This is a genomic window from Nocardia huaxiensis, assembly GCF_013744875.1.
GTDB lineage: Bacteria > Actinomycetota > Actinomycetes > Mycobacteriales > Mycobacteriaceae > Nocardia > Nocardia huaxiensis.
Map to the genome: position 1 here is coordinate 6801850 of NZ_CP059399.1, position 13367 is coordinate 6815216.

13 protein-coding genes and 1 pseudogene are annotated in these 13367 nt (G+C 67.6%); 8 read left to right on the forward strand and 6 right to left on the reverse strand.

Translation table 11 applies throughout. The annotated features are described in order from the left end of the window. Nucleotides 1-80: 80 nt before the first annotated feature. The 7 genes from H0264_RS30890 to H0264_RS30920 all read left to right on the forward strand — a co-directional run bounded on the left by H0264_RS30890 (nt 81) and on the right by H0264_RS30920 (nt 5179). The gene (locus H0264_RS30890; RefSeq protein ID WP_181585951.1) at nt 81-809 is read left to right on the forward strand and encodes an amino acid ABC transporter ATP-binding protein; all 729 of its coding nucleotides are present in this window, start codon (nt 81-83) and stop codon (nt 807-809) included. Nucleotides 810-847: 38 nt separating this feature from the next. Continuing rightward, the gene (locus H0264_RS30895; RefSeq protein WP_181580812.1) at nt 848-1675 is read left to right on the forward strand and encodes a glutamate ABC transporter substrate-binding protein; all 828 of its coding nucleotides are present in this window, start codon (nt 848-850) and stop codon (nt 1673-1675) included. A gap of 68 nt (nt 1676-1743) precedes the next feature. Further along, nucleotides 1744-2424 carry an amino acid ABC transporter permease gene (locus H0264_RS30900; protein ID WP_181580813.1) on the forward strand — a complete coding sequence of 227 codons (681 nt, stop codon included), beginning with the start codon at nt 1744-1746 and terminating at the stop codon, nt 2422-2424. Next, nucleotides 2421-3329 (forward strand): amino acid ABC transporter permease, encoded by a 909-nt coding sequence (locus tag H0264_RS30905; RefSeq protein WP_181580814.1) that lies wholly within the window; start codon nt 2421-2423, stop codon nt 3327-3329. Before H0264_RS30900 ends, H0264_RS30905 begins: the two co-directional genes overlap by 4 nt. 216 nt (nt 3330-3545) lie before the next feature. Then, nucleotides 3546-3833 (forward strand): hypothetical protein, encoded by a 288-nt coding sequence (locus H0264_RS30910; protein WP_181580815.1) that lies wholly within the window; start codon nt 3546-3548, stop codon nt 3831-3833. A gap of 169 nt (nt 3834-4002) precedes the next feature. Then, the gene (locus H0264_RS30915; protein ID WP_181580816.1) at nt 4003-4719 is read left to right on the forward strand and encodes a helix-turn-helix transcriptional regulator; all 717 of its coding nucleotides are present in this window, start codon (nt 4003-4005) and stop codon (nt 4717-4719) included. 55 nt (nt 4720-4774) lie between these two features. Beyond that, nucleotides 4775-5179 (forward strand): nuclear transport factor 2 family protein, encoded by a 405-nt coding sequence (locus H0264_RS30920; RefSeq protein WP_181580817.1) that lies wholly within the window; start codon nt 4775-4777, stop codon nt 5177-5179. Between the two features lie 542 nt (nt 5180-5721). Here the strand turns inward: H0264_RS30920 and recX are convergent. The 3 genes and pseudogenes from recX to H0264_RS30935 all read right to left on the reverse strand — a co-directional run. Continuing rightward, a pseudogene (gene recX, locus H0264_RS30925) lies at nt 5722-6249 on the reverse strand (recombination regulator RecX); the annotation flags it as partial. 1017 nt (nt 6250-7266) lie between these two features. Continuing rightward, the gene (gene recA, locus H0264_RS30930; protein WP_181580818.1) at nt 7267-8301 is read right to left on the reverse strand and encodes a recombinase RecA; all 1035 of its coding nucleotides are present in this window, start codon (nt 8299-8301) and stop codon (nt 7267-7269) included. 183 nt (nt 8302-8484) lie between these two features. After that, nucleotides 8485-9507 carry an Lrp/AsnC family transcriptional regulator gene (locus H0264_RS30935; protein ID WP_181580819.1) on the reverse strand — a complete coding sequence of 341 codons (1023 nt, stop codon included), beginning with the start codon at nt 9505-9507 and terminating at the stop codon, nt 8485-8487. Between the two features lie 97 nt (nt 9508-9604). On the opposite strand from H0264_RS30935, the gene H0264_RS30940 reads away from it, so the two are divergent. Next, a complete protein-coding gene (locus H0264_RS30940) occupies nt 9605-11008 on the forward strand; it encodes an MFS transporter (RefSeq protein ID WP_181580820.1) in 1404 nt (467 codons plus the stop codon). 36 nt (nt 11009-11044) lie between these two features. On the opposite strand, the gene H0264_RS30945 is transcribed toward H0264_RS30940, so the two are convergent. The 3 genes from H0264_RS30945 to H0264_RS30955 form a co-directional block, all read right to left on the reverse strand. Beyond that, nucleotides 11045-11926, reverse strand: a complete 882-nt coding sequence (locus H0264_RS30945) for an alpha/beta fold hydrolase (RefSeq protein WP_181580821.1) — start codon at nt 11924-11926, stop codon at nt 11045-11047. A gap of 72 nt (nt 11927-11998) precedes the next feature. Then, nucleotides 11999-12451, reverse strand: a complete 453-nt coding sequence (locus H0264_RS30950; protein WP_181580822.1) for a nuclear transport factor 2 family protein — start codon at nt 12449-12451, stop codon at nt 11999-12001. Nucleotides 12452-12471: 20 nt separating this feature from the next. After that, on the reverse strand, nt 12472-13359 hold the full coding sequence (locus H0264_RS30955) for a pyridoxamine 5'-phosphate oxidase family protein (protein ID WP_181580823.1): 888 nt from the start codon (nt 13357-13359) through the stop codon (nt 12472-12474). Between the last annotated feature and the right edge of the window lie 8 nt (nt 13360-13367).

Genomic DNA, 13367 nt, shown 5'->3' on the forward strand with positions numbered 1-13367 from the left:
TGGTCATGACCGACGCTGCCGTACCCCTGGACAAATCCACCCCCCAGGACGACGCCGCACCGAAGGACGCCGCCGCACCGATGATCTCGATGCGGAATGTGGACAAGCATTTCGGCTCACTGCACGTGCTGCGGGATATCAACCTCGAAGTGCCCAGGGGGCAGGTGGTGATCGTCGTCGGACCGTCCGGGTCCGGTAAGTCGACACTGTGCCGCACCATCAACCGCCTGGAGACCATCGACTCCGGAACCATCGCGGTCGACGGCGTCCAACTGCCCGACGAAGGCCGTGCCCTGGCGAAACTGCGCGCCGACGTGGGCATGGTGTTCCAGTCGTTCAACCTGTTCGCGCACAAGACAATTCTCGAGAACGTGATGCTCGCACCGGTGAAGGTGCGCAAATTCGACAAGGCCAAGGCCAAGGCGCGGGCCATGGAACTGCTCGAGCGGGTCGGCATCGCCAATCAGGCCGAGAAGTATCCGGCGCAGCTGTCCGGCGGCCAGCAGCAGCGCGTCGCCATCGCGCGAGCGCTCGCCATGAACCCGAAGGTGATGCTGTTCGACGAGCCCACCTCCGCTCTCGACCCGGAAATGGTGTCCGAGGTGCTCGAGGTCATGGTGCAGCTGGCCAAGGACGGCATGACCATGCTCGTGGTCACCCACGAAATGGGTTTCGCGCGCCGCGCCGGCAATCGCGTGCTGTTCATGGCCGACGGGCAGATCGTCGAGGACACCGACCCGGACGCCTTCTTCACCGCACCGAAATCGGATCGCGCCAAGGATTTCCTCGGCAAGATCCTCAGCCACTGACCGTCCATCGGATTCACGAGAGAAGAGGACAACACTCGATGAGGATCAACAAAGCGCTCCGGTTCGCCGTCGGAGTGGTCGCGCTAGCCGCGGTCGCCACCGGTTGCGGTGGCGGCAGCGACAAGTCGGCCAGCGAGAACGCCGCCTCCGGCAAGCTGACCATCGGCATCAAGTTCGATCAGCCCGGCATGGGTCTGCAGAACTCGGACGGCACCTACAGCGGTTTCGACGTGGACGTCGCCAAGTACGTCGCGGGCAAGCTGGGTGTGCAGCCGGACGGCATCAAGTTCGTGGAGGCGCCGACCCCCAACCGCGAGACGCTGATCCAGAACGGGCAGGTCGACTACATCGTCGGCACCTACTCGATCAACGACAAGCGCAAGGAGAAGGTCGACTTCGCGGGGCCCTATTTCGTGACCGGCCAGCAGCTGCTGGTGCGCGCGGACAACACCACCGTCACCGGCAAGGACTCCATCAAGGGCAAGACGGTGTGCTCGGCCAAGGGTTCCACCCCGGCACAGAACATCGAGAAGAACTTCCCCGACACCCAGCTGCAGACCTACGACACCTACTCGCTGTGCCTGGAGGGTCTGAAGTCCGGTGCGGTGGACGCCATGACCACCGACGGCACCATCCTCGCCGGGTTCGCGGCGCAGCAGCCGGGCGTGTTCAAGGTCGTGGGTGAGCCGTTCACCACCGAGAAGTACGGCATCGGTGTGAAGAAGGGCGACACCGATATTCGCGGCAAGATCAATGACGCCATCGAGGACATGATCAAGACCGGCGCCTGGCAGGCGGCGATCGAGAAGAACTTCGCCGGAACCGGTTTCCAGGTGCCGACCCCGCCCACGGTGGACCGGTACTGAGCTGACCGCGCGGGACGGGAGATCGTTCCCGTCCCGCCCCGGATTGTGATCGGAGGAGTACGTCCGCCGTGTTCGATTTGATCTCGCAATACGACGACCAGTTGGTCGACGCTTTCTGGATGACCATCAAACTGACGGTCTACTCGGCGGTCCTGGCGCTGATCCTGGGCACCGTCATCGCCGCGATGCGGGTGTCGCCGGTGCCCATCGCACGCTGGTTCGGCACGGCGTACGTCACCGTCTTCCGCAATACTCCGCTGACGCTCATCATCGTGTTCTGCCAGATCGGCCTGTACACCTCGCTCGGGCTGCGGCTCGCGGGTTCGGGCCCGAAGTCCCTGATGGAGAACAACTTCCGGTTCGCGGTGCTCGGATTGAGCGTCTACACGGCGGCTTTCGTCTGTGAGTCGCTGCGCTCGGGCATCAATACCGTGCCGCTCGGACAGTCCGAGGCGGGCCGCTCCCTGGGCTTCACCTTCACCCAGAACCTGCGACTCGTGGTGCTGCCGCAGGCGTTTCGCGCGGTGATCGCACCACTGGGCAGCGTGCTCATCGCCCTCACCAAGAACTCCACGATCGCCTCCGCCATCACCGTCGCCGAGGCGTCGTTCCTGATGGCCAAGATGATCGAGACCGAGGCCGCGGTGATCGAGATCGGCGCCATCTTCGCCATCGGCTTCATCATCCTGACCCTGCCCATGGGCCTGCTGTTCGGTTGGCTGGCAAAGCGATACGAGGTGGCCCGATGAGCGCTCCATCCGTTCTCTACGACGCGCCCGGCCCCAAGGCGCGGGTGCGGTACGCGATCTACTCCGTGATCGTGGTGGCCCTGCTGCTGGCGGCCGGCTGGTTCGTGTACTCGGGCTTCGCCGACAAGGGGCAGTTCGAGGCGGCCAAGTGGAAGCCGTTCCTGGAATCCGACATCTGGACCACCTATCTGCTGCCGGGTCTGCGCGGCACGATCGTGGCGGCGGTGCTGTCGATCACGCTGGCGCTGGTGTTGGGCATGCTCTTCGGCGTGCTGCGACTGTCGGACCATCGCAGCGTGCGCCTCGTCGCGGGCACCATCGTGGAGTTCGCGCGGGCGATTCCGGTGCTGGTGCTGATGATCTTCCTGTACGCGGTGTACTCGCTGTACAACGTGTTCCCCGCCGGACAGCTGTCACTGGCCGCGGTGGTGACGGCGCTGACCATCTACAACGGTTCGGTCATCGCCGAGATCGTGCGCTCCGGCATCCGGTCGCTGCCCAAGGGCCAGACCGAGGCCGCCGTGGCGCTGGGCATGCGCAAGTCGCAGGTGATGACCTCCATCCTGCTGCCGCAGGCCATCACCGCCATGCTGCCCGCCCTGGTCTCGCAAATGGTTGTCGCCCTCAAGGATTCGGCGCTCGGCTACCTGATCAGCTACCTCGAGATCGTGCGGTCGGGCCAGCGGCTCGGCGCCGCCCTGAACAATCCGATTCCCGCGCTGCTGGTCGTCGCCGCCATCATGATCGCGCTCAACTATGCGCTCAGCGTGCTGGCCACCCAGCTCGAGAAGTGGCTGCGCACCCGGAAACGCGGTGGGCGCACCGTGGTGCCGGCAGGAACGACCATGGCTCCACCCGGCATGGACATGACACTGGACACGCCCGAAATCAAGGGCACGCCATAGGAAACGGGGCCGATCGCCACAACGCGACCGGCCCCGCTCACTGTCCGCCGGGCAGCAACCACACGGCCGGGACCGTCGACATCGGTCCGGCCACCCGATGCTTCCGATGCCGTCGCCCCGGCGAGCGGATCTCTACGGCGTCCGAACCGCCCCGGGATCATCCAATGTCGCCGGACCTGCAGACATCCGGGTGACAGGGCTCGCATACTGCTGGTTATGAGCGAGTATGACCGTGGGCGAAAACAATTCATTCTCGGGCTGGTGGTCGTTGCTCTCGTCGCTCCGCTCGTGGCGGGCCTGGCGGCGTTCGCGGCGGCGGTCGGAGCGCTGGTAGCGGCCGACGGGTACAAACGCATGAACAGCGCCGAGCGCGATCGCGGCGCCACCCCCGCCCCACCCGCCGCACTACCCCGGCTGGCCACCCAGCGGCCGGTGATGCGCACCGGGAATCGCGGACCGGGCCGACGATCCACAGCGCGCCGCCACAGCCGAACCTTCCACTGAGCCGCGACGACCGAGACTTCGCCGCCCAAGCGCCCGCCGAGCGGGCGCGGCGGTGGCCGCCGGCCCGGTCCTCGGCGTATGCCGCCCTGCGTGGGAAGCATCGCCGAGCCGAGAACGGCTGCGGCGCAATGCGTCCGGATGTGTCGGTGCGGCGGGTGAGAATGTGGGCGTGACGAAGACCGAGCGGCTGTATGCGCTCGCCGAGGAATTGCGGGCCTACAGTCCGCGACCGCGCAGTGCGCGACAGCTGGCGGCCCGGCTGGAGGTGACGCCGCGAACCATCGTGCGCGATATCGCCGCGCTGCAACAGGCAGGGGTGCCGATCACGGCGGTGCCGGGGCCCGGGGGCGGATACGCCGTGGAGCGAGGGCGCACACTGGCACCGGTATCGCTCACCGCTACCGAGGCGACCGCCCTGCTGGTGGCGCTGCCGCTGCTGGCCGGAACACCGTTCGCAGAGGCCGCGCGGGCGGCCGTGCACAAGGTGCTGGCGGTGCTGCCCGACGCGGAGCGGGCCACCGCCGGTGAGCTCACCGATCGAATCCGCTTGCTGCCCAAGCAACCACCGCCCGTGCCACCGGAGGTGCTCACCGCCCTCCGCGAGCGCAGACCCCTGCGCCTGCAGTACCTGGACCGCAATGGCGAGCCGACCGAACGCGTCGCCGAACCCCTGGCTCTCGTCGCGGGCACCCACTGGTACCTGTACGCCTGGTGCCGAATGCGCAAGGACCTCAGGGGTTTCCGCCTGGATCGCATGCACGGCGCGGTAGTCCTGGACGAACTGTCACCCGACCGCGGCATCGACCTGTCGACCATTCCGACCGGCGACGGCAAACTCATCGATGTGAGCGCGATCACGGACATACCGTTGTCGCACCGGCCCTGAATCCTGACAGTCGAGCCGCCACCCAGCGCGGCACCGCCCGACCGGAAGGAACCCCATGTCCCCCACCGCATCCACCACCATCGCAGACCGGATCGCCGCCGACTGGACAGCCCTGTGGAACGGCGACTTCGCCCTCGCCCCCAACCTCTGCACCCCCGATTTCCGCATCCGCTTCGCAAGCGTGAGCAACGATGGAACCCACCCCGCCGACACCGCCCGCGGCCCGGAACAATTCGTCGCCTACCTGCGCGACTTCCGCGCCGCACGGCCCGGCATGCGTTTCGCCCTCGACGGTGCCGCGACGGGCAGCCTGAACGCCACCGGCACAGGCACATTCGCCGCTCGGTGGTGCGTCGATGCTCCTGGTGGGCCGAGCGGCATCGACATGTTCGCCATTGTCGACGGCAAGATCGCCGAGGTCTGGTCCGTCACCGGTCAGCGGCGCTTCCCCACCAGCTAGTTGGGGGGATTCATCACGGGGCTTTCGTTCCCCCATCGGGAGCCGCACCCTCACCTCTCGTACGTGGGGCCTGGCCCTGGTCCCGTTCAGGACCAAAACCCCAAAGACGAAACCCCAAACGCCTAGACGGGAAGAAGCCGACACTCAAAAGTGAAACGCCAACCCCTCCCACTGACCGCCAGGTCTGTTTCCAGGCACCCGCGTGGCGACAAGCCAACCGCCACAGGTAAAGTCGCAACAGGTACCCGGTGCGCAGGTCGCGGATACTTCTTCCTTTCGAAGCCCGAAGGCAAGGGCCAACTTTGCCTCCGTCACTTACGTGGCGGTATTGCTGGGCAGAAATGCCGAGCGCTGGGCAGTCTCCGCAACCGACTCGATCTCGGGTACCACCACCCACCCGCCACCTCGGAGATCGAGGGAGCTCCAGTGGCGGAGATTCGGACAAATTCCCGCCACCACAGCTCCCTCACTGCATGTGCGTCATCCAGAACGCCGCAGCGACACGAGGTTGTTGCGTTGGTCGCATCAGTGCGGCACCAGGGCTACCAGGCGTTGTCGGTGTCCGATCCGGAGGGGTCTGTGGCCAGTTCGGCTTTCACTACCGCGTAGGCGGTTGACGGGTTGTAGCCGCGACGGGCGAGCATGCCGACCAGGCGGCGAATCGTCTTCTCGCGGTCCAGGTCTCGTGGGACCGTGCGCAGTTTGCGGCGCACGAGTTCGGTGGCGCGCTCGTATTCGTCGTCGGCGGTGATGGCGGAGAGGGCGTTCTCCGCGTCCTCCTGTGCGACGCCCTTTCGCCGGAGTTCCTGGGCGAGTGCCTTCTTCCCCTTGCCGGAGAAGGTGTGGCGGGAATGCACCCACTGTTCGGCGAAGGCGGCGTCGTCGATCAGGCCGACCTCGGTGAGGCGGTCGAGGGCGCGGTTGGCGATTTCGGGGCTGTAGCCTTTGGCGGCCAGTTTGTCCGCCAGTTCGGCGCGGCTGCGGGCACGGTCGGTGAGCAGGCGCAGGCACACTTCTTTCGCCTGCTGCTCGGTTCCCCCACCGGGCAGACCGGTTTCGCTTCCGTCGGCCCCGGATCCGCCGCGTCTCCCCCGGCCGCGACCTCGCCGCCGTGACTCGCGCTCCTCGGAATCAGGTTCCCCCGCAGCCTCATCCGGACGGCCATCGACAGTTTCGGAACCGTCGCGCCGATACCGGGATCGGCGGGCACGCGGAAATTCCGGGTCGGCCGCTGCGTCGAATCCGCCGCCGGTCGACTCATCCCGCTCGCTCGCCGCGCTTCGACTGCGCGACGCGCGGCGGTATCCCCACATCTCTTCGGGTGCATCACCGTGGCCAGGAGCCTCGGCCGCGCTGCCGGAGGCCCGGCGCAATCGAGCATTCTGCCCAAGGGGCCGCGCCCGATCGGCAGGTGCGGCCGATTGGTTCCGTGCCGATTCTTCACCCGAAGCCGCACTGTGCCTGGGCGAGTCACTCGCCCGCACCCCAGAGCTGAGCTGGGTGTCGCTGCTGTCCACTGCGATGTCCCGGTCTCGCCGGAATCGGCTGCCGGGCAACACATCAGCGGTGGCGTCCGTGTGCGCGTCTCGCTCGTCCCCGCCGTCGCCGGGGGCAGCGGGCGCTTCCTCTCGCCACTGCCCCGGCGAACGGCGTCGCCCGAGGGGCGGACGTGCTTCGGCGCGGGTGGGGTCGGGGGTGGGGGCCCAGGGGTCGTACTCCTCGAGGGAGGGATCTGGGGTGTGGTCGGCGTCGTCGACGAATGACGAGCTGAGCGTGGACGAATCAGCGGTGAGTGATTCGCTGCCTGCCTGGTCGTAGGCGGACGGGCCGTAACCGGATGAATCGGCTGCGGCGTGGGATTCGACCCAGCTGCCTATAGCGGGGCCGTAGCCGGAATGGAGGGATTCGGCATCCGGTGTGGCGTTGCCGGTTCGGGTGCGGGTGGTGCGGGCTGTTGAGGTGCGGCGACCGCGGCGGGACTCGAGGGCTTCGAGTTCGCGGCGGAGGCGTTCTACCGCGTCGAGGCGGGGGCCGGTGGGCCCCGGCGGATTGTGCCGGGGCCCAGGGGTTTCCCTTGGGGGCATGGGTTAGAAGTCGGCCGGGGCCTCTTCGGCGGTGACGTCGGCGCCGATGCCCAGCTTCTCCTTGATCTTCTTCTCGATCTCGTCGCGGACGTCGGTGTTCTCCAGCAGGAACTTGCGGGCGTTCTCCTTGCCCTGGCCGAGCTGGTCGCCCTCGTAGGTGTACCAGGAGCCGGACTTGCGGATGAAGCCCTGCTCGACACCCTGGTCGATGATCGAGCCCTCCTTGGAAATGCCGAAGCCGTAGAGGATGTCGAACTCGGCCTGCTTGAACGGCGGGGAGACCTTGTTCTTCACGACCTTGACGCGGGTGCGGTTGCCGACCGCGTCGGAACCATCCTTGAGGGTCTCGATGCGGCGGACGTCCAGGCGCACCGAAGCGTAGAACTTGAGCGCCTTACCACCGGTGGTGGTTTCGGGGGAGCCGAACATGACGCCGATCTTCTCGCGCAGCTGGTTGATGAAGATGGCGGTGGTGCCGGAGTTGTTCAGGGCGGAGGTCATCTTGCGCAGCGCCTGGCTCATGAGGCGGGCCTGCAGACCGACGTGGCTGTCACCCATCTCGCCCTCGATTTCGGCGCGCGGCACCAGGGCGGCCACCGAGTCGATGACGATGATGTCGATGGCGCCGGAACGCACCAGCATGTCGGCGATTTCGAGCGCCTGCTCACCGGTGTCGGGCTGGGAGACCAGCAGCGCGTCGGTGTCGACACCGAGCTTGCGGGCGTAGTCCGGATCGAGCGCGTGCTCGGCGTCGATGAACGCCGCGACACCGCCGGCCGCCTGCGCATTGGCCACCGCGTGCAGGGCGACCGTGGTCTTACCGGAGGATTCCGGACCGTAGATCTCGACGATGCGGCCACGCGGCAGACCACCGATGCCGAGCGCGACATCCAGCGCGATCGACCCCGTGGGAATCACCGAAATGGGCTGGCGCGCCTCCTCGCCCAGACGCATGACCGCGCCCTTGCCGAAGCTCTTCTCCACCTGCGCCAACGCCAGCTCGAGCGCCTTGTCGCGGTCGAATGCCTGTGGTGCCATCGTCTTGGTCCCCTTCTGAATGGGTGAGTCTCTCTGTGGTTGGCGCCCACGTTAGAGGGCGGCACCGACAAGTTCCGACGACGAGCTTAAACGAACACGTGTTCGAGGCAAACACCACGCCCCGCGACACGCGGAGAAGTTTCCGGCAGCACGTCCGCCGCCGCTCGCGGGAGCACGCGCCGGTCAGGGCACGAGGGCGATTCGATCGGCGTCCAGCATGGTCTGCGCCTGTTTGAACACGCGCAGCGCGGGCGTCACCTCGAGATCGGTGATGCCCTCCAGCGCACCGAGCCGCTCGGTGATGTAGCGGTAGAGGTGCGCGGTGTCGCGGCAGACCAGGGCGGCGGTGAGATTGGTCGGACCGGTGGTGGCGGCGACGTAAGTGACCTCCGGGTGCGTGGCCAGGGCCGCGCCGACGGCCGCGAGATCGGCTGGGCGCGTACGCAACCAGACCGCACCGCGCACCGCGTAACCCATGCGTTCCAGGGCGAAGTCCAGATCGAAGTACAGCACCCCGGATTCGAGCAGTTCGGTCATGCGCCGGGCGACGCGGGTGGCGCTCCAGCCGGTGGCGGCGGCCAGCTGCGCGTAGGGGGCGCGGGCATCGCGGGCGAGGATCGCCATCATCGCCTCGTCCTCGGCGCTCAAGGCGATCGACGCCTCGGATGCCTTGTCGGCCACCGCAACCCGGCGCGGACCCAGCGCCTCCAGCTGTTCCTCGGTGAACAACACACCGAACCGCGGCCACTCCTCGTAGAGCGGGAAGGCGTGCAGCACCTCGTGCGCGAGGAACTCCGTCACCTGCGGCGCCTGCGGAATCATCTTCAGCAGCAAGGCATCCCGGCGTTCGACGGTGCGCGCCCGGCTCACGCACATGACCTCCGAGCCGGTGGACAGCAGCGACACCCAGCTCAGCTCCGGTATGCGGGCGAGCGACTCGCCAAGGCGCAGTGCGGCTTTGGGCGTCGAGCGGATGCGCAGAATCCAGCGCGCCTGGCCGAGCGGGACGATATTCAGCTGTCCCGACACGTGAATGATCCCGCGTTGCCGCAGCGACCGATAGCGCCGCGCCACCGTCTGCTCCGAAACATCGAGCAGGGCGCCGAGTTTCGCGAACGGTATGCGGGCGTCGACGACCAGTGCGTGCATGATCTGGCGATCCAGCACATCGAGAACGGAGGATTCCATGGCTTCGAGCGACAGCATTGGCGGAATCTATCGCAGAACCGCAGGTGGGTAGGTAGATAATCCCGGCCATCACAGGATTGGTGACGAAATCGTTCGACCGACCCTGGAGGTTGCCATGCGGAAATGGCTCCCCTTGACAGCGGCGTGCCTGGGCACGCTCATGCTGCTCATCGACGTCACCATCGTGTATGTGGCGCTGCCCGATATCGCCGCCGATCTGGGCGCGGGGCTGTCCGGGCTGCAGTGGATCGTCGACGGCTACGCGCTCGCGCTGGCCGCACTGCTGCTGGTGCTCGGCTCGCTCGCCGATCGGCTCGGCGCGAAAACCGTGTATCTGGCCGGGCTCGCGCTGTTCGCGTTCGCATCACTGGCCTGCGGCGCGGCCGGGTCCGCGTCGATTCTGGTGGTGGCGCGCGTGATTCAGGGCATCGGCGGCGCGGCCATGTTCGCGACCACGCTGTCGCTGCTGCACGCCACCTACACCGGCCGCGATCGCGGTGTCGCGTTCGGTGCGTGGGGTGCGGTGTCCGGCGCGGCCGCCGGCATCGGCGTGGTCGCGGGTGGCGTACTCACCGATCTGCTGTCCTGGCGGTGGATCTTCTATGTGAATCTGCCGCTCGCCGCGGTGGCTATCATCCTGTCCGCCATGGCTTTTCCGTCTCCGACGCGGCATCCGGGGCGCAGTCTGGACCTGCCCGGCATGCTGGCCTTCGCGGCGGCGGCCACCGGGGTGACCTTCGGCATCATCCGGGGTGGCGAGCACGGCTGGACGGATGTCGCGGCGCTCACCGCGTTCGTGGTCGGCGCGGTCGCGGCCGTCTCGTTCGTGCTGATCGAATTCCGCAGCGTCGCACCGATGTTCCCGATGCCGCTGCTGCGCAACCGGATGTTCTCGGCGACCCTGCTCGCGGCAACGGGACAGACCTTCGCGGCGTTCTCGACGACTCCACTGCTGTCGCTGTGGCTGCAGCAGCAACTGCATCTGTCCCCGCTGCGTGCGGGCCTGGCAATGCTGCCCATGGCCGCGACCGCCTTCGTGGTCTCGGCGTTGACCGGCCGCCTCATGCACGACGCACCCGCCGCCTGGACGGTCGGCGCGGGCCTGGTGGTGATCGGCGCGGGCACCGGCCTGTTCGCCCTGATCGACGCCGGATCCTCCTGGACCGCAATCCTTCCCGGCTTCCTCGTGCTGGGCATCGGTGTCGGCGTCAATGCCCCGGCCCTGGTGTCGACCGGCATGGCGGCGGTACCCCCGCAGCAGGGCGGTATCGCCGCCGGTGCGGTGAACACCGCCCGTCAGCTGGGCCTCGCCCTCGGAATCGCGCTGCTGGGCACCGTCTTCCACCATGTGGCGGGCGACCGCCCGAGCCTGGCGAGCTTCACCGACGGCCTCGGTGTGGCGGCGCTGATCGGTGCCGCCGTGGGTATCGCCTTCGGCCTCACGGCCTTCGCGCTCTACCGGCAGCGCCCGACGGAACTGCCGGTAGCGCCGGAAGCGGCGCGGGCGCTGGTCGGCTGACCCCCGCCGCGCCGGTCCGGGTCTGGGCGATGCCGCTCAGGCTCGGACCGACTCGTTGCTGCCGACGAAGTTCAGCAGGCGCGGAATCACCAGTTCCGTTTTCGCCCAGAGCAATTCGTGCCCTACACCGGGATAGGTTTCGACGTCAGCGGCGGGTGCGTGTTCGCGCAGCCGCCGCACCCCGATCTCGGGATCATTGACCACCGTCGTCCCGCCGAACAGCACCATGAGCGGCGCGGTGATGGCGGCCAACTGCTCGTCGGTGAACGGCTTCGGCCAGGGCATGGCGAGCCGGAACTTGAAGCCCGCCAAGGCCATTGCCCATTCCTGGTCGGTCAGTTCGAGACCGGGGGTCAGCCACTGGGTGAGCTTGCGCATGTTCTCGCGGGTGGGTCGCATGCCCGCGAGGAGGAATTTCAGCAGCAGGCTCCAGCGCGGTTTGGCGAAGGTGGCGCCCCCGGGTTCCAGCATGGACAGGCTCGCGAGCCGCTCGGAGTGCGTTGTCCCGAACAGTCCGGCTATCCAGGCGCCGTCCGAATATCCGGCCAGGTGAACGTGATTCGCGCCGAGGCCGTCGAAGACCTCGGTGAGCCAGCGGACGATGTCGGCGTGGTCGCGCACCGGCGCGGTGGGTTCGCAGCGCCCCGGCCAGCCGATGACATCCAGTGTGTACACGACCCGATCACGCGACAGCTCCTCGATGAACGGCATCCAGAACAGCAGGTTGCCCGGCATGCCGGGAAGCAGCACCAGCGGTGCACCCTCCCCCGTCCCCGACTTCCGCACTCGCGTTGTGCCGAAGGATGTTTCGACATCGAGGTCGGTCGACGGCACCGGCCAGTCGGTCGCCAGGTCGTCGTAGGCGCGCAGGTACGCGGCCTTGGCCTCGTTGCTCGTGAACCGCCCGATCTTCGCCATGCTCTCCCCTTTTCCGCTTTAACGATACGAACATACCAAATAAATGGTATGCCCGTATCACCAAGGGAGGCGCTACCGGATCGGGAAGGACTCGTCCTCCTCGCCGGCCGGGCGCGGACCGAAGATGCGGCGTTCGGATTCCTCGATGGTGGTGTCGTTGATGCTGGCCTCGCGGCGCGACATCAGACCCTCGGGCGAGAACTCCCAGAGCTCGTTGCCGTAGCTGCGATGCCACTGGCCCTCGTCGTCGTGCCACTCGTACTGGAAGCGCACGGCGATCCGGTTGCCCTCGAAGCTCCACAGGTCCTTGCGCAGGGCGTAGCCATTCTCCTTGGCCCACTTGCGCTTCAGGAAGTCGACGATTTCGGCGCGGCCGGTGAGGAATTCGTCGCGGTTGCGCCACACCGAATCCTCGGTGTACGCCTGCGCGACGGCCTCGGGATCGCGGGTGTTCCAGGCGTTCTCGGCGGCGAGGACCTTCTTCTTCGCCGATTCCAGATCGAAGGGAGGCAGTGGGGGTCGCATGGCGGGATCCTTTCGGGCGATTACGGATTGACGGGCGAGAGCTCCGGCGCGCTCCAGCGCAGGGGGCTGGCCGCGGCGATGTCGACGACCTCGGTGACGGTGAAGTCGATCGTGGCCTGCGCACCTGGAGCAAACGTCGTTTCGTCCCAAGTTATTTCGGCGGTTCCGGTCAGTTGCAGGGTGGCGCCGGACCGCCAGTCCATGATCAGCACACCGCAGCGCGGGTCGGCGGCGATATTGCCGAGGGTCATGAACATGGAGTTGCCGCGATAGTCCGGCCAGCGCAGGCGGTTCGGGGAAAGCACCTGCAGGAAACCGGGATTGCCGCCGCGATGGGAGGCGTCGGCGTGGCCGTCCGGGCCGATGGAGGCGACGAAGAAGGTGTCGGCGGCGGAGATTGCCCGCTGCTGCTCCTCGGTCAGGGCGGTGGTGTGGCGCGGGGTGGCGGCCACACCGGCAGACCAGTCGCCGAGGGTGCGGCGGCTGATGTATTTCGGGCAGTTGGAGTACACCTGCTCGGTGGTGATGCGCAGACCGGTGGCGGTGGGGTCGGCGATCCCATTGACGCGCATGCGGCGTCGGCGTTGCGGTTGCAGGGCGATCAGGCCGATGCGACCGGGCGAGCGCAGTGCGGCGGCGAGCGGATCACCGGGTCGCGGCAGCGCGTCCACGGTGATGGTCCGGTCGCCGGCGGCCTGCGCGAATCCCGGCAGTCCGGTGAGCTGGGTCGCCCACATCCGCCCGGCCTCGTCCGCGGCGGCGACCACGATCATCGGCTGTTCGGCGAGGAAGGCCGCGGCCGCGCCCGGGATGTCGGCGCGGATCATGCGGCCGACGTGCTGGGCGATATCGGCCTGGCCCATGCGCTGCTGCACGGCCAGTTCGCCGGTGTGGTAGCTGACGGTCATGGCGTCCT